This window comes from Indolivaga capnocytophagoides, assembly GCF_036511535.1.
GTDB classification, from domain to species: Bacteria; Bacteroidota; Bacteroidia; order Bacteroidales; family Dysgonomonadaceae; genus Dysgonomonas_A; species Dysgonomonas_A capnocytophagoides.
Genome location: NZ_AP028867.1, coordinates 1,382,264 through 1,402,048 on the forward strand (window position 1 = coordinate 1,382,264; position 19,785 = coordinate 1,402,048).

General features: G+C 37.5%; 15 protein-coding genes. 5 read left to right on the forward strand and 10 right to left on the reverse strand.

Annotated elements, in window-relative coordinates:
* Positions 1 to 62: 62 nt before the first annotated feature.
* The 10 genes from AABJ51_RS05655 to AABJ51_RS05700 form a co-directional block, all read right to left on the reverse strand.
* Positions 63 to 950, reverse strand: coding sequence for a carbohydrate kinase family protein (locus AABJ51_RS05655; protein ID WP_338374723.1), 888 nt, complete (start codon positions 948 to 950; stop codon positions 63 to 65).
* 245 nt (positions 951 to 1,195) lie between these two features.
* Entirely contained in the window at positions 1,196 to 2,380 is a 1,185-nt protein-coding gene (locus AABJ51_RS05660; RefSeq protein ID WP_338374724.1) for an MFS transporter, read from the reverse strand.
* An 8-nt stretch (positions 2,381 to 2,388) separates the two neighbouring features.
* Complete coding sequence (locus AABJ51_RS05665) at positions 2,389 to 4,605, reverse strand: glycoside hydrolase family 32 protein (RefSeq protein WP_338374725.1); 2,217 nt, start codon at positions 4,603 to 4,605, stop codon at positions 2,389 to 2,391.
* 12 nt (positions 4,606 to 4,617) lie between these two features.
* Entirely contained in the window at positions 4,618 to 6,150 is a 1,533-nt protein-coding gene (locus AABJ51_RS05670; protein ID WP_321577246.1) for a glycoside hydrolase domain-containing protein, read from the reverse strand.
* 67 nt (positions 6,151 to 6,217) lie between these two features.
* A complete protein-coding gene (locus AABJ51_RS05675; protein WP_338374726.1) occupies positions 6,218 to 7,600 on the reverse strand; it encodes a DUF4960 domain-containing protein in 1,383 nt (460 codons plus the stop codon).
* Between the two features lie 31 nt (positions 7,601 to 7,631).
* Entirely contained in the window at positions 7,632 to 9,317 is a 1,686-nt protein-coding gene (locus tag AABJ51_RS05680; protein ID WP_338374727.1) for a RagB/SusD family nutrient uptake outer membrane protein, read from the reverse strand.
* Positions 9,318 to 9,335: 18 nt separating this feature from the next.
* Entirely contained in the window at positions 9,336 to 12,470 is a 3,135-nt protein-coding gene (locus AABJ51_RS05685) for a SusC/RagA family TonB-linked outer membrane protein (RefSeq protein WP_338374728.1), read from the reverse strand.
* Between the two features lie 228 nt (positions 12,471 to 12,698).
* The gene (locus AABJ51_RS05690) at positions 12,699 to 13,688 is read right to left on the reverse strand and encodes a DUF4407 domain-containing protein (protein WP_321577247.1); all 990 of its coding nucleotides are present in this window, start codon (positions 13,686 to 13,688) and stop codon (positions 12,699 to 12,701) included.
* 2 nt (positions 13,689 to 13,690) lie between these two features.
* On the reverse strand, positions 13,691 to 14,254 hold the full coding sequence (locus AABJ51_RS05695; protein WP_338374729.1) for a hypothetical protein: 564 nt from the start codon (positions 14,252 to 14,254) through the stop codon (positions 13,691 to 13,693).
* A 16-nt stretch (positions 14,255 to 14,270) separates the two neighbouring features.
* Complete coding sequence (locus AABJ51_RS05700) at positions 14,271 to 14,558, reverse strand: HNH endonuclease (protein ID WP_338374730.1); 288 nt, start codon at positions 14,556 to 14,558, stop codon at positions 14,271 to 14,273.
* A gap of 472 nt (positions 14,559 to 15,030) precedes the next feature.
* Between AABJ51_RS05700 and cysK the strand changes: the two genes are divergently transcribed.
* From cysK to AABJ51_RS05725, 5 genes are all read left to right on the forward strand, one after another.
* Positions 15,031 to 15,969: a cysteine synthase A gene (cysK, locus tag AABJ51_RS05705; protein ID WP_338374731.1), complete on the forward strand. Its 939-nt coding sequence runs from the start codon at positions 15,031 to 15,033 to the stop codon at positions 15,967 to 15,969.
* A gap of 6 nt (positions 15,970 to 15,975) precedes the next feature.
* Positions 15,976 to 16,449: a DsrE/DsrF/DrsH-like family protein gene (locus tag AABJ51_RS05710; protein ID WP_026627529.1), complete on the forward strand. Its 474-nt coding sequence runs from the start codon at positions 15,976 to 15,978 to the stop codon at positions 16,447 to 16,449.
* 20 nt (positions 16,450 to 16,469) lie between these two features.
* Positions 16,470 to 16,694, forward strand: a complete 225-nt coding sequence (locus AABJ51_RS05715) for a sulfurtransferase TusA family protein (protein WP_338374732.1) — start codon at positions 16,470 to 16,472, stop codon at positions 16,692 to 16,694.
* 8 nt (positions 16,695 to 16,702) lie between these two features.
* Entirely contained in the window at positions 16,703 to 18,142 is a 1,440-nt protein-coding gene (locus AABJ51_RS05720; protein WP_338374733.1) for a family 2B encapsulin nanocompartment shell protein, read from the forward strand.
* Between the two features lie 380 nt (positions 18,143 to 18,522).
* Complete coding sequence (locus tag AABJ51_RS05725) at positions 18,523 to 19,737, forward strand: SufS family cysteine desulfurase (protein ID WP_338375949.1); 1,215 nt, start codon at positions 18,523 to 18,525, stop codon at positions 19,735 to 19,737.
* Positions 19,738 to 19,785 lie beyond the last annotated feature (48 nt).

The window sequence follows — 19,785 nt, forward strand, 5'->3', positions numbered from 1 at the left end:
TTCAAAAATACACAAAAAGCACCATACTTCTGCAAATATGATGCTTTTGTATATTAAACAAACTATTTATTCTTAAACAATTCAAGATAAGCATCCGGCAATTTTGGCATAGCACCGTGCTGAGAACAAACATAAGCAGATACTTCAACAGCAAGCTGATGGGCATCCGATATACGTTCTCCTTGTATATAAGAAGCAACAAAAGCACCGGTAAAAGAATCACCGGCACCTACCGTATCAGCAACATGTACTTTTGGTGTTGGCTGAAATGACGTTTCTTTCGGTGTGAAAACATAACTGCCTTCGGTTCCCTTTGTTAGAATGAGTATATCCAATTGATATGTTTCCAGTAACCAGAGGCAGACCTCTTGTTCGGTTTCTTTTTCGAGATTGAATAAATTGGATACAATTACCACTTCTTCATCATTTATCTTCAGCATATTGCATAGTTCTAAAGATTCGTGAATAAGATCTTTAGAATAGAAATGCTGACGTAGATTAATGTCGAATATCTTCAGCGAATCATCCGGCATTGCCAATAGAAACGAACGGATTGATTGTCTCGAGACATCGCTTCTCTGAGCCAGCGATCCGAACGAAACTACCTTAGTATTTTTTGCCAGTATCTCCATTTTAGATGTAAATGGAATATTATCCCAAGCCACACCTTCACATATTTCATATTCGGGTACACCTCGTTGATTCAGTTTCACATTAACGGTGCCGGTAGGATAAGCCGTTGTCTCAATCGAATAATTTAAATTCTTTTCAACCAAAGCCGACATTATTTCTTTACCTAAAAGATCATCACCAACAGCACTTACGGCATAACCGTTGTACCCGAACTGCGACACATGGTAGGCAAAATTAGCGGGAGCTCCTCCCAATACTTTTCTGTCAGGAAATACATCCCAGAGTATTTCACCTAACCCAACAACTGCATTATTCATTTATATAATATTTTCGTGTAAATTAATCCTGATTATTAAAAAGGTGACAAAAGTTACATGGAAATTGAATGTTTTCGATTGTTACCCTTCTTTCTCGGTTATCCTATAAAGAGAGATTTTGAAAAAAGGTAACAAAGGTTACACAGCAATTACACTTTTACATCTGTTACCTATTTTCAATTTCATAAATTAGAATACATCCTTCATATAGATAAAATTAAAACAATAATATCTGAAAGATTTCTTTACTTATTCAGTGGCTCCACTTTGTCTTTTATCCTCATTGTCATAGCAAGTAAGTAAACAACCCCGATACTCATCACTATCAATGCTCCGATCTGAGAACTGTCGAGAACTTTAGTAGCTTGTCCCATAAAGAATGGAAAAACAGTTCCACCAAATAATCCCATAATCATAAGACCTGATATTTCGTTCTTTTTACCGGGCATGTATAACATAGCCTGAGACAATATAACTGAGAAAACATTGGAGTTTCCAAAACCGATAAGTCCGATACATAAGCACAAAACAAACTCACTTTGCATAAAGTACAGTCCAGCCATACCTAGTGCCATTAAAACAACACTCACCGCAAAAAATTTCTTTGCTGAGAAACGGGCTAATACAAAGGCTCCGATAAAACATCCGGCTGTGCGGAAAGCGAAATAAACACTGGTAGCATAATTAGCATCGTTCAGTTCAGTTAAATTTAAACGCTCCATCAATATACGGGGTGCAGTAACATTAGTACCCACATCAATTCCCACATGACACATTATCCCCAAGAAACAAAGAAAGATGAAACCATTACCCAAGAGTTTGAAGCACTGCACAAATCCGGCTCCTTTTACACTTTCTTTTTCTTCATCTATATGAGTCGCCCACAACCAAATAGTAGAAACAACGGAAATACCCAAAAACAAAGGATAGATCATTTTCCAATCGTCGAACATCAGTGCAGCCCGTGTTGCTATAAGTGGGGCACTAAATGATGCTATAGCCTTTACAAACTGACCGAATGTTAAAGAACTTGCCAGTTTTTCGCCTTGGACAATATTAGATAAAAGCGGATTTATGGATACCTGCATCAAGGTATTTCCAATACCTAAAAGAGAAAATGTTATAATCATGGAAGTCTTATCATACCATACCAAAGGAACAATCATCGATATAGCAGTAATAATAAGACTGAGTACAACAGTCTTGCGCCGACCGATACGCCCCATCAGCATTCCTGTAGGAACTGAAAATATGAGAAACCAGAAAAATACCATGGATGGAAATATATTTGCTGTAGCATCATCCAACGACAAATCTTTCTGAACATAATTAGTTGCTGTTCCTACCATATCAACAAAGCCCATACAGAAGAATGCCAGCATTATAGGTAATACCTTACCGTAAAATCCTTTACTGCTTATCGTATTCATATTTTCAGTTATTTCAATTTATGAATTTTTATATTATTAATTTTCAAGATCTTACCTTTATTTTTTATCAATAAAGAATTATAAGGTTCGCCGGGAAACATTATATTGGTTTGTGTTACAGCTCCCTCATCTATAAAAAGTTCGGATGAAGCACTATCAATAAACAAACGGATTTTATATTTATCCTTCTTTGTTAAAGGAGCTTTACTTACCACCGATGCAAATTTTTCGTTGATATCTACTATCCCGCTTTTTGAACGGTCTACATTGAGAGTTTCATTCTTCAAATCGAAAATGAAATCAAGATGTTCTTTCGATTTATTCTGTAGTTCCAATACAAATTCTTCTGATTCCGAAGCATCTACTTCCATTTCCAACTCATAAGCTCCATTGTTTACATTCAGGAGTTTTTCTATCACAAACTCTTTGTCTGTACTGATATTCTCCAACAGAACTGTTTCACTCCTCAATGATTCCAATTCATGTACCGGATAGTTAGCCAGAACCACATGTTTGCCGTTGTTTGCTAATTTCAACTCTCGAGGCAATGTCATTGCACTTCTGAAGTTGAGTGTCGGAACAAAGTTCGCATAATCCCAATTATTCATCCATCCAATAAATAATCTTCTTCCATCAGCATCAGGAACATTATTCCATGTTACTCCAGCATAATTGTCACGTCCATAATCAAGCCAAACGGGATATGGAATAGTCATGTCCGGATTAAAAGACTTTCCATCAAAATCTCCTATAAAATATTGAGTGGCGCTACCGCCATTAGGACCTCCGGGATTGATACTCACCAATAAAACCCATTCAACCTGCCCATTATATTTCAAAGGAAACAGGTCAGGACATTCCCAGACTCCGTCATGATTACCTATACCCTGGCCAAATTCGCTCAACTTGTTCCACTCTTTTAAATTCTTAGATCCATAAAAAGTGATGGTCTGAGAAGTAGCCAAAGACATTATCCATTGATTAGTCTTTTGATGCCAGAATACTTTAGGATCTCTGAAATCGGCAATCTTTGGATCTGATAATACCGGATTATGTTCGTATTTGGTAAATGTACGTCCCTTATCGAGACTATATGCCAACGATTGAGTTTGTAAAGCTCCTGCAGAGGTATATATTGCAACAATAGCATCTTTACCGAATCCGGCTGTATTGTTTTTATCTACAACGGCACTACCCGAAAAAATAGAACCAATAGAATCGGGAGCTAGTGCAGTAGGTTTATATTCCCATTTCACAAGATTCGAACTTATAGCATGTCCCCAATGCATATTTGCCCATCTGGAACCATAAGGATTACTTTGAAAGAACAAGTGATATTCTCCATTATAATAAACCATCCCGTTGGGATCGTTCATCCATCCATATTGGGGCGAAAAATGGTAAGCCGGACGATATTTTTCATTATAGTCATAATCAAAGGTGTCAGATTGTTTGATCTGCGTAGAGCCAATATCCGTTTTCTTCACATGCCCGAAAGTCAGAGACACAGGTTTTCCTTTATATGCCTCAATATTAATCGGTACCCAATGATCAACTTTAGTTTGAGAAACGCGTATATTCATCGGAACGCCAACTTTCTGCCCGTCAACGCTCAACTGTACAGATGATTCAGGTCCCTGATCTTCAACAGGTACTAATAAATAATTCATCGAAGCATCAAAAGACAGAGTATAATCAGGCATAATATTACTTTTAGAAGTATTACTCATTTCTATATTATCAACCAATATATGTCCCCAGCCACCACGCTGATTATCTACTATTTTTATGGCTGCAGTTTTACCCTTATATTTTGTCACATCCCATGTCATTTGCAATAAGCTTTCGCTCTCTACAATCGAGCGGGTTATATATGTACTCTTTCCGTCTACTATCAATTCGATGTATGTATCAGAGTGCATACCGCCTCCTAATAAGAAGTTGATATAATTACGCTCTATTGTAAAATCCTTCGACAATAATGTTCCTCTCGAATCATCTCCTCCATTGAAACTATTTGCCAGATAATTTCCCTGGAAATCTTTTATATCCTGTTGGCCGGGATAACTTCCTTTTGCCGGAGTACTACCAAAAGCTTCTCCTTCGACTTTCCATTTATCAAATGTACCCGATTCAAAATCATCTATCATAATATCTTGAGATGAGCAACTCATCAACAACATAGCAGATACGATAATTCCGGTGTTTAATTTATTTATCTTCATATATTATATTTCTTATTTATAAATCTTTACATTAGAGAACCTTACATCACCGTTATTAGATATAATTCCCCAAGCATTCTGGTTCATCGCATAAATACGGTTTGTAAAAGCAATCTGATCATTTACATATAACACACATACTGAGTTTTCTATCAGTAAAGTCACATTATATTCGCCATTACTGCTAATTGGTAAATCTACAGATGTAATGGTTTCACTCGTACCATCAAGTCTTAATACCTTATTTAATTCAATTTTCTTAGCTTCTGTATCAAATTGCAAGGCAAAGACTTCGCGTCTATTACCCGATGCTCCGAATTCAAAGCCAAATTTCGTTGCCGTCGAAGGTTTTATCGTTGTTTTAATTTTGTTTATACCTGTTAATCTATCGAATGTAATATAGTCCTGAGCCGTTTCTGTTCCCTTTAATGTATAAGAATCGGACACTGCCTGAGAAGAATAGCTTCCTGTTATTTTCAGTTCTACACCATTTACAAGCTTTTGATCAATCAAATTATTCATTATCACAGACAATGTTCCATTCGAATTTTGATTCAGCTGATGTACAACTAAAGAACCTCCCCAGCTAAAATCCGACGAATCATTGTTTCCTATACGGGTAGGTGCCCAACCAAAAAGATAACGGGATGTACCATCGCTTGCCGTTTTTGCTGCATAAAATGTAATTCCATCTAAAGCATTGTTAGCAGGAGTAGTCCAAGTCAGGGCTCCTTGTTTTCTGTATTTATAGTGTACCAAGCGTGAATCTATTCCCGAATATATAATATACTGATAACCGTTTTCAGTAAACACATCTGCACATTCGACCATAAATTCATTATCATCTATATAAAAGAAAGGGGTTGCAGTGTCGATCTCCCAATTCAATAAATCATTCGACTTGAATTGAGCTATCACTCCCTTCCATGCACCTCCAACATCAGCTCTCGTACTAACTAACATTTTGAACTCATTACCTTCTTTCAGAATGAAAGGATCTCTAAATTCATTACGATCATACCCATCAGGGGCTCTGAATGAAAAAGAAGGTTGTTTTGTCCAAGCTTTAAGATCTGAAGAAGTAGCCAGATAGATAAATTCTTTTGGATCTAAATCTCCATTATGTGCGGTATAAAAAGCATAGTAAATATTACCATTTTTGAATACAGATCCTGTTCCTAAAGCATCTTCTTGCGAATTATCGGCTCCGCAAGGTATCATTTCACCATCGTCTGTATAAGATACAAAATCTGTTGTAGTAGACTTATACCAAGGATGGAATGTCGCAGGAGCAGGACGTGTATCCTGAAGATAAAAAACATGGAATGTTCCATTTTCGTAAAAAGGCATAGGGTCTCCTACCCACCCATGAGAGGGCTTGTAGAACATCGAATAACTCTGTGACAGGTCATTCACATCATAATAACTCAATGTTCCCGATGGAGCTGCATCCGGGTCATTACTTACATAATTATGGTCATCACTACATGCACTCAATGATAAGATACTGAATGATATATATAATAGGGAATTCTTGATTTTCATGTTATTATAAAATTAAGCGATCCCGAATCCAATATTCCGGAATCCGGAATCGCTGTTATTCTTAGATTTATTGTTGTAAATAATCTATAATATTTGAGGTTATTTTTTCAAGATTATTTTGGTATTTATTCGTACCAACTACAGCCCAATCATAAGCCTCTCCTCCGAAACAAATGACACCACCTTTACTATTGGTCTTCGGATATTCAAACATAACAGCCCTGCTGCTGTTCGCATCATCCCACTGAAAACTAGCCAATCCGACACCACCGTTACCTGCTTCCCAAGCTGATTTCGATTTATAATCAACCCAATCTTCGGCAAAATTCCATAACGCATTATGAGCTCTTACCTTCAATCCGGAACTTAACAGATATACTTTATTATTCACACCGGCAGGTTTAGATAAACCTGTAAATACGGCATGCGATTCGTGACCGGTAAAACAAATACCCCAATCTTCACTCAATGTAACAGCTTCGGCTCCATTAGTCTCTCCCCACAAATTATTTGCTTCTTTGCCGTCTTTAGTAGCACCTATCGATGCAGCATATTTGACAGCCCAAGAAGAAAGGAAAAATGAACCTCCATTTTCTAAATAGCTTTTCAACGGAGTCAATACATCCGATGATGTTGTTATCGCAGGTAAATCCCTGGTTGTTCCATCCAAATGCCACCACAACACACTGTATTTGGATAATGATGCAGTTCCACTTTTAATATCTGAAAAAGAAATATACTCAGCATTAGGAACATTCTTCACGAACCAGTCATAAGCTGCTTTTTCGTCTTCATTTTCGATATCGGACGAAGATGCCGCTGTTCCCAAAAAGCCGACAGGACTAAAATTGGTAGGTACTACCATAACAGTATATACTACAGATTCACCCATATAAGATATAGTATATTTTACGGGATTTGTAAAATCCTCAGCACTACCTGAACTCGGAGAAACAGTTGCTCCGGGTGTCGCTGTATATTTAGGTTTCAATGCTGTAAAATCTTCTCCTACAGGATATTTTACAACTATCGTCTTAGCATCATTATCTATTGTTCCAGAATAAGTATCAATGGTGAATGTCAGTATTTTACTATATGACGCACTAACTGAATAATCGTTGTAGAGATTACCGTTGATCACTCGATATGTTTTTGATGCAGACAAATCGGTATTATCTGTAATACCCGGAGACACAACAGCTCCCTCTGAAACCAAGGCGTCTATTTTCAGATTTGTAAGATCGTATGACCAAGGTAAATATATCTGTATTGTCGAGGGCTTCGAACTTTCATCAATTACACCCTCTACACCATTAGCTTTGAATGAAGTGATATTTACACTGCCCGATAAGTCTAACTCATCTCTTTTGTCGTCGTCACAAGATGTGAAAATTGCAAAAAGAGAAATTGATATGCACATCATTAATATATAAGATATATACTTTTTCATTGTATTATATTTTGTTATGTAAAAGGATGTATTACCAACCATAATTTTGTTTGTATATTCCATTAACAAATACAATTTGTTGGTTAGGTATGGGCAGATACTCATTTTTATTCTTGGTAAACCGTGCGGAAGAATAATAAGAACGCTTACTTGCTTCTGTCGAATAATAATTATTGATGACATCAGAAACAATTCCCCAACGTACAAGATCAAAAAAACGGCTACCCTCCATAGCAAACTCTAAACGACGCTCCCAACGTAAAGCCTGACGGGCAAAATCTGTTGTCCATGTACAATTCTTACCAGGCTCATAAACAGAGATTTTCATATTAGGAGCATAATTAGTAAAGGTTGTACTTCTTTTAGCTCGTTCTCTGATCTGGTTGATCAAAGGAAGTGCTTCCCCTGCCCTATTCAGTTCAATAAGAGCCTCGGCTTTCATTAAAATAACATCAGCATAACGCAATACAATCCGATTCTTTGTATTTCCATAAAATGGAGAAACATTCACAAAACAATCACACGTAGGATCTACATTTTCTTTTAGAGATGCATAATATCCATATACTGTAGGATTGCGGTTCCATCCTTCTTCATAAATCAGCTCCTGATTATACTTATATGGCAATCCCGGAATAGCAACAGTATGGAATAATCGGGGATCTGCGGCGCTTGTACTTACATCATAATCTTTATCATTATATGTATCGAATTGAGGAAGTCCGCTCGAAGCATCCGTTTTAAAGGCATTAACCAAATTCTGACTTGGTTTATGAAAATCACAGCATCCAAGCCCCATCGGTACTGACAATACATCACCCCAATTGAGACGGCCAAACATTGTTCCATCATCTTTTGAATACTGTATAGCAAAAACAGATTCTTTTCCGTTTTCATAACTTCCCGGTAAGAAATTGTAAGCAATATCATATTCTAATCCGTAAATACCCGAGTTAAGCACAATATCAGCATATTTTACGACCTCTTTTAAATCATCGGCATTGATCTCAGTCACACTGTTCTTTTCATCCTGACGGTATGCTTTGTACAAACGGGCTTTAGCCAGATATGCAGCAGCAGCATATTTATCGGCTCTTCCTACTTCTTTCTTCGTCTCAGGCAGCAAAGAGTATGCTTTTTCAAAATCGTTGCATATCCATGCCCACTGATCATCGTTCGATAGTTTATTATCAATATTGTCATAGTTATCGAGAAGTACAGTTTCATCCACAAACGGAATATGTCCGAACAACTCTTTCAACATAAAATAAAAATGACCTCTGATAAAATACATTTCTCCCATCCGAATATCTTTATTCGGAAATTTCTCTGCTGTTGTGTTCTCCAATGCAGCAAGAGCCTGATTAGTTCTGGAGATAGCGACATAACAATAATACCACAAATCATTAGGCTCAGAAAACGTAGTCTGAATATTTTGTGATGTTTCATAATAATGAAATGTAGCAATATCATTGATATCATTTCCTCCTTTATAAGCATCATCAGAACGTACATTTCCATATGGCCATAAACTGAAAGGTTTATCGTAATGATCATTACCTAAAGCAGAATAGGCAGATGTAACTAATGCCTCAACCTGATTTTCGGCTAAGTCTCCATCGAGAGTACCCTGCGGATCATGATCGAGAAAATTACACGATGTATAAGTAAGCATAAATGCTGTACCAACTAATAGATATCTATATATTTTTTTCATTTTCAGAGTCTTATATGGTTAGAAAGAAAGGTTTAACCCAAAAGTAAAAGTCATAGGTATAGGATACCCCCATGAAGGGTTTTCAGGATCAACACCATTAAAGCTTTTACTTTTTATAGTAAATAGATTTTGAGCACTTACATAGGTTCTCAAACTGCTCAATTTTATTTTACTCAAAATATGCGACGGTATATTATAACCGAGCTGAACATTCCTCAATTTCAAGAAAGAGCCATTTTCGAGGTAATAAGTTGAAAAACGGGCTTCGTTGTTTGAATCAGAATTTGTTATCATCGGAATATTAGAGTCGGGGTTTGTTACGGGATCATAAGCATTCAACAAACGCCGTCCTTTATTTGATCGGGTATCCGAAACGCTCCAGAAATCGGTCACATACTTCAACTGATTCACTACATCAACATTATGTATTCCTTGAAAATACATCACCAAATCAAAGTTCTTATAAGCCAGATTAATATTCAATCCATATGAGAAATCAGGATATGGGTCACCCAACCATGTCTGATCCTTTTCATTTATAACTCCGTCATTATTAACATCACGATAACGGATACGTCCTATGTTTTTTCCGTCTTGCTTTGCATGCTGATTCAACTCTTCCTGTGTTTTGAAAATGCCATCAGCAACATAACCATAATACGAACCATACGGACGACCTATTATATTATCATAAGTTCCGTTTCCTCCGAAATCATTTAATACTGCATCGGGTACTTTGGTCACTTTATTTTTATTTGTCGAAATATTCCCTGCTATATCATATTCCAAACCGAAAGATGTTTTACCTCTATAACCCAGAGAAAACTCTACCCCTTTATTTTCGGTGCTGGCCCCATTATACCATTTAGCGGCTCCTTCTCCTTTGATAGCCGAATATCCCGGACTGTATAATATATCTTTCGTGTTTTTGATATAATATTCTAAAGTACCGTACAACCTATTATCAAGCAAAGCAAAATCAAATCCCCAGTTTGTCTGGGTTGTAGTTTCCCACTTCAAATCAGGATTTTCGATCTGTACTCTTTTTATGCCCGAAGCCAGTAACCCCGATCCCGTACCTGAAAAATCATATGCTGTACCCCAAACTGCATTCCATGTTGGATCACTTTTACCATAATCTGTTACGTAATAGCGATATATAGCCATTGTATTCATTTCCTGATTACCATTCTGTCCCCATCCGAAACGGAATTTGAGATCAGTGAATATATCTTTGTAATTCTCCATGAATTTTTCCTGAGACAACCTCCATCCTAGATTAAATGCCGGAAATGTACCCCATCTGTTATTCTTTCCGAATCGAGAAGAACCATCACGGCGTAAGGTAACCGAAGCCAGATATTTATCATCGTAGGCATAGTTTACTTTTCCGAAAAATGACATTAACGAATATCCGTCAGACTTACCTGTCCCTTCACTGGTTCCGGTTCCGGCATCAGGCCACATATAATCAGGATTCTGAGTTATATAATCTTCACGGGAAGCTGACATATTAATGTCTTCCTGCCTGAACATTTCATGTCCGAACAAAGTTTCAACTCTATTCTTTCCTATCTGAAAATCGTATGTCGCAGTATTTGTCCAAGACCATTTTGTCCAATGAGCCTGTTCCATTGTTGACTTATTAGTTGTATTGGTCACATATCCGTCCTGATAAGAATAAGTTAAAGTTCGTTTATAGTAATTACCATAATCAAGACCAAAACTAGAACGAACATTTAATCCTTTCAACGGATTTACATTTATATAAGCATTACCTAAAGCTCTCCAATATCGGTATGAATTATCTCTGTTATCATAAACCAAGCGAGCAGGGTTTTGCCTGTCTGGTAATCCGGTAATAGGTCCACCCCAATTTGATCCGTCGTCTGTCTTTACGGGTATAAACGGAACAGCAATCAAAGCAGCTTCAACAATCTGATAAGGTTGTGTAACTTCGGTAGTTCTGTTTAAAGTAAAATTTTCTCCTATGGTAATAAGTCCGTCAAGTAATTTATAGTCTGTATTCATTCTCGCCGAAATTCTGGAGAAGTCTGTATATTTAACCAAACCATTATTATCTAAGTACCCCAAAGAGAAATAAGACGAACCTTTTTCATTGCCATTACTTATCGATAAATTATAAGACTGCATAACTCCGGTTCTGGTAATTTCGTCAAACCAGTCGGTATTAGCAGGTTTCATTGTTTTGGCTTTATCTAAATATTCGGGGAAATAAACATTTTTAATAGTTGAGCGGCCATCCGATGCGGTTCCTAAGTCATATACTATACCGAGATTATTAGAATTCGGATTTTCGCCGCTATTAATGTATGCCTGTCCTAATACCTGAGCATACTCTTTAGAGCTCAATACATCTATTTTATTATTATACATAGATGCAGTAACATAAGCATCAAAATTCACTTTAAGGGCACCTTTCTTTCCTTTTTTAGTTGTCACAATGATGACACCATTGGCCGCCCTCGATCCGTAAATACTTGCAGAAGAAGCATCTCTAAGAACCTGTATACTTTCAATGTCATTTGAATTGAGTTCGTGCATTCCTGAAGTAGAAGCAACACCGTCTATTATATAAAGAGGATCGGTATTATTCCACGTACCAACACCTCTGATCTTTATTGTCGCCGACCCACTCGGATTACCATCGGCTGTAACCTGCATACCGGGTATACGTCCTTGTAAGGCTTTCATCGGATTATTTTCCGAAGCAGACATCATATCTTTTACATCTACGACAGATACAGCTCCTGTTAAGTCAGCCTTTCTTTCGGTACGATAGCCTACCGCAACCACCTCATTCAGCAATAAAGCATTTTCTTCCAAAACAACATCTATTGTACTCCGGTTGTTGACTGAAATATTCTGAGTTTTGAATCCGATATAAGAGATTGTTATGGTTCCATTTGAACCTACTTGCAAAGAATATTTTCCATCTATATCAGTTATGGTTCCATTCGTTGTACCGGTTTCCACAACCGAAACTCCGATAACAGGTTCTTTATCCGTTGCTGAGATAATAGTACCCTGTACAGTCTTATTCTGTGCTGATAAATGTGGAATAAAGCACAGAAGGAAAAGTAAAGTGAAAAACTTCAGTCTACTTTTTCTCAAAAATAATTTCTGATCCATCAATTTGGCAAAGATTTAGGTTTATTAATATTTTGAACGAGAACAAAGATATCCGAGAACACAAAAGCACTCTAGTCGAATCGTATCAAAAGCAGGTAGATTTGTAACACAAATGGGTAATGCAGGTGTTTGAATCCTATACGACAATACTTTAACATAAAAAAAGGCCAATAGATATATCTACTGGCCTTTTTATATTTCTATAGGTTCCCGATGGGTAAGAGATATTTACCCTGCTGATTTACCATTCAATAATTTGTGTTCTGTATTTTTCAGTGTTTCTCTTTTTATATTTAATTGGTGTTCCACAATCAAATCGTAATCACATGAAGTACTGCCTTTAGTTGTGATTACCAATAACTCCAAAGATGTAAGAAATAAAAAGAGAAATATGTAGAAAGCCTTTGCAATCCAACTATCTCCTAATAAAGCATACAAAGCACCTAATTCTTCCAAGAATCCGGTTTTTGCCTGCTCATACTCTTTGCGGGTATCATCTGCTATTGAGAGTTTCTTTTCTTGCAGTGATTCTATCTGTTTCTGATAAGCATCGAGAGTCCTGTCATTTGCCTTAGCCTGATTAACCAATGCGTTTTCGACATTCCTTTTATTTACAGTCTGAACTTTTTCTTCTATTGGTTTTCCATTTTGATCCACACCTGTCTGACGAGTCGTTGTACTTACATCGTAAGCTGTAGTCATCGGCTTTTTATTGATCTCATTATAAAGTTCTCCATTCTTGATACGGAGAGAGTCTAGGGTATGTGTTATTTTCTGGATATCAGAATCAATAAGAGCAATTCTTTTGGGTACTTCCTTATTTATTTGCTCAGTACGAATCTCTTTCATCCTCACATCAACATCATTTTTAAATATTATCTGGTCAAAAATTGTAGAACCAAGTACCGCCATAAGAAAAGCAAGCATGACCCGGAAGCACATAGCAAATTTGGATTTTCCAACCATCAATATTATAAACCTCTCTATACAAATAATAATGCTCACAAAAACTACACCGACCAAGGCTTTTCCTAAAAAAGATTCTATCCCAATATAGTTAGCAGCAAAACACCATCCGATAGTCCCCCATATGATGGACAAAATAATAATGGCAGCCATATATCTTTTTAGTAGACGATAACTGGCCTCTCCACAATCCTTAAGTATCCTAGGATTCCATCCTATGATAAAACAACCTAATTTCGAAAATGCATCCATTTCTATTTGCTCTGTTTTAAGAAAGTCTGAGAAATAGCTGCAAGCCCTCTAAGAAACCCCCGGTCATAAGAATCGAGCATACTTAGCAATTGAATATCATTTTCGTCTAACTTCCGTTCCATTTCATCAATTTTGGTCAGATGTTCAGAATAAGTATCTCTGCGGGCTCTCAAAATCGAAGATGTATTCATCATTCCTTGTTGTTCAACTGTCGCTATTTGCACATCAATCTCCCTGAGATCATTTTTATATCTCAGTCTGACCTGTTCAAAACGTCTGTTCAGGCCGCTGCGGATAATCACTTTTCGGGATTCCTTGTACGAACTATCTGGATTACAAATAGCATCATCATAACCATCCTGCTCATAATCCTTTTCAACGTAAGCATAAATCGCATCAATAGGCATACCGGTGCCATATTTGATATAAACAATTCCATGATCTTCATTGGGATCCGAATCATCGATGAAGTCTTCCTTCTTAATTTCAGGCAGAGGCTGCTTCTCTTCCTCTTCTGTTACCGGTTGATTTTGCTCATTATTAAAGAGCTTTGAAAAAAATCCCATAAACTTAGATTAATATTTATATTTCCTTTGTTGGTATCTCATATTTTTGATGCCCTCTATTATGGCATGACTCACATAGAGTAACGAGGTATTTATCGGCATAATCCCACGGATCAGCCTTTTCTTGCTTCATTTTGCTAAAATGATATTGCTTGTGGTGCACCACCAACCGATCAGTTGCTCCACATATTACACACTTATAATCATCTCTACGTATGATATTGGCTCTTTTCTCCAACCATCTCTTATCAAAAAGCTTTTCCCGATAGGAACCATGCTTTCTTGAAAGGTCTCTACTATTCATTATAACAAAGGATTACAAACTTGGGGGAACTATTCTTCGGATCATATAACCTAAAATTCGGCTTAGATAGGATAGATATAGAGCTTCGACTCTAAAGCTGACACAATATTAATAATAAAGCATGACATATAGTCTAAAAACCTCAATAACTTCTATCAAAATTTTAAAATAATCGAACATTGACAAAACAAAGTAACGAGAATACTGAATGAAACAAAAGAGCTACTGACAAAGCCCGGATTAACTTTCAGATGGCTTATCCCTACAAGCACTGAAATAACAAGCATTATTGAATGTAAGAAAAGTTGATCTGTAGTTTGATCTCGCTTTGTTTCAAAAACAGGTAATAAGTTTATATTAAAAGCTATAAGCACCTCAAAAAGGGATCTTATAGCTTTTTAATATACCTTAAAGATGGTATTTTCCGAACATACAAAATTCTATTTATTTGCAATATAAATATTACATCATTATGGCTAAGATCGCAAAAGCAATAACAGAATTAATAGGTAATACTCCCCTATTGGAATTAACCGCAATTGAACACAAATTTAAATTAAATGCACAGATTATAGCAAAGTTAGAATATCTCAATCCCGGACGCAGTGTGAAAGACCGCATCGGTTTGGCTCTGATTGAAGATGCCGAACAGAAAGGAATTCTCAAAAAAAACAGCGTAATAATAGAACCGACCAGTGGAAATACCGGTATTGCTTTAGCTCTTGTTGCAGCATCCAAAGGTTATAAAATTATACTTACAATGCCGGATACCATGAGTGTAGAACGCCGCAGCTTATTAAAAGCCCTCGGTGCTGAACTCGTTTTAACACCGGGACATGAAGGTATGGGGGGAGCTATACGCAAAGCTGAAGAATTAAAATCTGTTACATCTGGAGCCGTAGTCTTACAGCAATTTCTTAACCCTTCCAATCCGAAGATGCACCGCGAAACAACCGCCAAAGAAATATGGAACGATACTTATGGAAAAGTGGATATATTCGTAGGAGGTGTAGGAACCGGAGGTACAGTTTCGGGCATTGGTCAGGCTCTGAAAAAGCTCAATCCACGGATAAAGATCATAGCAGTGGAACCGTTCGACTCGCCTGTATTATCCGGAGGTAAATCCGGACCACATAAAATACAAGGAATAGGAGCAGGTTTTGTTCCGGAGATATACGATCCGACAGTTGTTGATGAGATATTTAAAGTAAAAAACGAAGATGCTTTTGAAACAGGTAGACAACTAGCTGTCAATGAAGGTCTGATAATCGGCATTTCTTCAGGAGCGGCAGCATACGCTGCTATTCAGATCGCTAAACGAGTCGAAAATAAAGGAAAACAAATTGTTGTAGTATTACCAGACACAGGAGAGAGATACCTGTCGACTCTTTTATTTCATCAACCTGAATAATTTACTATGCAAAAAAAATTATCAATCATCAGCTTTAGCGGCGACTTCGACAAATTAACTGCAGTTTTTACTTTGGCAACAGGGGCTGCGGCTGTAGGATATGAGGTCAACATTTTTTTTACATTTTGGGGGCTTAATGCTATCAAGAAAAAACAGGGACGCAGTTTTCTGGGAAAGTCTCCTCTGACTAAACTTTTCGGATTCTTTATGGGTGGATTAAAAGCTGCACCTGTAAGCCGCCTTAACTTCGGAGGAATCAGTCCTAAAATATTCCGTTCTCTCATGAAAAAGAATAATGTAGCCACACTCGAAGAATTAGTTGACTCGGCTAAAATACTCGAAGTGAATCTTTATGCCTGCGAAATGGCTATGCATATACTCGGTCTGAATAAAGAAGATTTTATTCCTGAAGTTAAAGATGTATTAGGTGTTGCAACATTTCTGAAAATGGCAGATGACGGACAAACCTTATTTATTTAAAACAAATAAACCTTATAATAATGGCTACATATCAATTAGACATAACAAAAGAACATTGTCCGATGACTTTTGTAAAGACAAAAATAGAATTGGCAAAACTAAAACAAGGTGATATACTCGAAGTACTTTTAGTCGAAGGAGAACCTCTCGAAAATATCCCCAGAACTACAACCGAACAAGGTTATACCGTAATAGGGATCGAACATGTAAAAGAAGATATACACAAAGTAACTATACAAAAATAATAATAACTATGGCAAAAAATGATTTACAGCGTAGTGTTACTACAGCTACAGCACGCAAGTTGGCAACGACTACCAAAACTCCACCTCAGATGGGGTCTATCACCCCTCGTTTGTTACTAAAACTTTTGCCATGGGTGCAAGTCGACTCGGGAACCTATAGGGTAAACCGGACAAAAGTCGAATTGAAAAAAGCAGAAAGAATAGATATCGAATTTTACGATGGTGTACCTGCTTTCAGTGCCAGTTCTTTTCGTCGAATACCTTTATTTTCACACATCGAAGAAAGTATTGTAAACCGTCTTGCCGAAAAATTTGAAATAAAGGAAGTATCTCTCGGTGAACACCTTATAAAAGAAGGAAAGGATAGCCAGAAATTTTTCATTGTTGCTCAAGGACAGGCTGAAATATATAGCAAAGGACCTCATGGCGAGAACCTCCGTATAGCCTTATTATCTGAAGGCGAGTATTTTGGAGAAGCAGATTTACTTTCCGACAAAGCATCATCCGTTACAGTAAAGAGTGTTACTAATGGAGTATATTTCACATTGAGTAGTTCAGAGTTGGAAGGTATTATCCATGACGTACCCAACTTTAGAGATGAATTTCAGAAAGCGGTAGATGAACATTTACGCTTACGTGCAACCGTAAATACGCATGGCGAAAAACATATCGACCTGGTATCGGGGCATGAAGAAGATAATATTATACCCGAAACATATATTGATTATGAAGAAAATCCGAGAGAATATTCACTCAACACTCTTCAAACAGTAGTAAGAGTTCATACACGTGTTTCGGATTTATATAACAATCCATATAATCAGCTCGAACAGCAAATGCGCTTAAGCATAGAAAGTGTCCGTGAACGTCAAGAATGGGAATTAATTAATAACCGATACTTCGGACTTTTGAACAGTGTAGAACCCGGATACAGAATCAGTACACGCTATGGTTCACCTACACCTGATGATTTAGATGAGCTATTGTCTTTAGTATGGAAAAATCCATCTTTTTTTATTGCTCATCCTCGTGCCATCGCAGCTTTCGAACGGGAATGCACATGGCGGGGAGTTCCTCCGGTAACAACACACTTATTCGGTGTACCTGTTATACTTTGGCGGGGAGTTCCTATTATCCCCAGTGATAAATTGGAAATAAAAGGACAATACCTGACTAATCGAGGAGTTGGTTCGACCGAAATTATTCTTGTACGAATCGGTGAAAAAGAACAAGGTGTAGTAGGACTTCATCAGGCTGGAATACCGGGAGAGATTGCCCCCAGCTTATCCGCTCGTTTGATGGGACTAGATAAGTTCGGTGTAGCATCTTATCTGCTTACCAAGTATTTTTCTTTAGCATCATTAACTGATGATGCAATTGCCGTTCTCGAAAATGTAGAAGTCGGATTTTACCATAATTACCAACATCGCAATGCGGTAGAAAAATAGCCGAATCTATGATTGAAGATTATCATCCACAGTCCTACCCTACTGATTTTAATGATGTAAGCAAACTGCGGGAAATTGCCGAAAAGATATTAACAGCCGAAAGTCAAGAGAATAATGTATCCGGATTGATTCCGGATGATATTAATCTCGAGAGTGTTTTTGCTTCATTTACTTCCTTGCAAAAAGGTGTACCACTTGCCAATGAACTGAGCAACTTCTATTTTGATGATCAATTGGCTTCTAATCCCGAGAAAGTTCGAGATTATAGTCTAAATAGATCAGCATCAGAAGAATTTGGAGCTAACGGATATGGAGTTAATTCATTCTTTGATGAAACTTCGCTATCTAAGACTGCCACACAGGAAGTATTCGACCCTGAGATAATCCGCCAAGACTTTCCGATCCTGCATCAGAGAGTAAATGGAAAGCCTTTGATCTGGTTTGACAATGCCGCTACAACTCAAAAGCCACAGGTTGTAATTGATGAGATAGCACGTTTTTATGCAACCGACAATTCAAATATTCATAGAGCTGCGCATACATTAGCCGGGCGGTCTACGGATGCCTATGAGAATGCAAGAGAAAAGGTTCAGAAATTCATCAATGCCTCCTCATCCGAGGAAATAATCTTTGTGAGAGGCACTACAGAAGGCATAAATCTGATAACCCAGACATTCGGCTGGAAATACATTCAGGAAGGAGACGAAATAATAGTTTCGACTCTCGATCATCATGCTAATATAGTTCCATGGCAACAACTTGCTAAAGAGAAAAAAGCAAAGTTACTGGCTATTCCTGTAAATGACAAGGGCGACATTATATTGGAAGAATACGAGCGGATAATTAGTCCCCGTACCAAGATAGTATCTATCGGACAGGTAAATAATACCTTCGGAACTATATCCCCGGTAAAAACAGTAATAGAGATAGCCAAACGATACAATGCCCGCGTAGTAATAGATGGGGCACAATCAATAGCTCATACAAAAGTAGATGTTCAGAATCTTGATTGCGATTTCTTTGTATTCTCAGGACATAAAGTATATGGTCCCAACGGAATAGGCATAGTCTATGGAAAGAAAGAACTGCTCTCTATTTTACCACCATGGCAAGGCGGCGGGAACATGATAAAGGATGTGACATTGGAAGAAACTCAATTCAATGCCCCTCCTGCCAGATTTGAGGCGGGAACACCCAATGTTGCCGATGCTGTCGGACTTGGTATTGCCTTGGACTATGTAAAAAAAATAGGGTTGGAAAAGATTGAAAAATACGAACACGAATTGACTGAGTATGCACGCAAACGCCTCAGTGAAATCCCAGGATTGAATCTTATCGGTAATCCCAAAGAACGAATAAGTGTAGTATCTTTTATTTTAGAAGGAATCCCTACCATAGAAGTAGGCCAACTATTGGATAAAGAAGGTATTGCCGTACGCTCGGGACACCATTGCGCTCAACCGTCACTCCGTCGGTTCGGACTGGAAGCAACCGTGCGCCCCTCTTTTTCATTTTATAATACAAAGCAGGAAATAGATCAGCTAGTGAAAGCGATTATTAAGATCCAGGCTAATTACCAGAGAGCTGGAATTTAAAAATTCTTATAGCCATATATATGAACCCCAACGTTTTTTATCCAAACG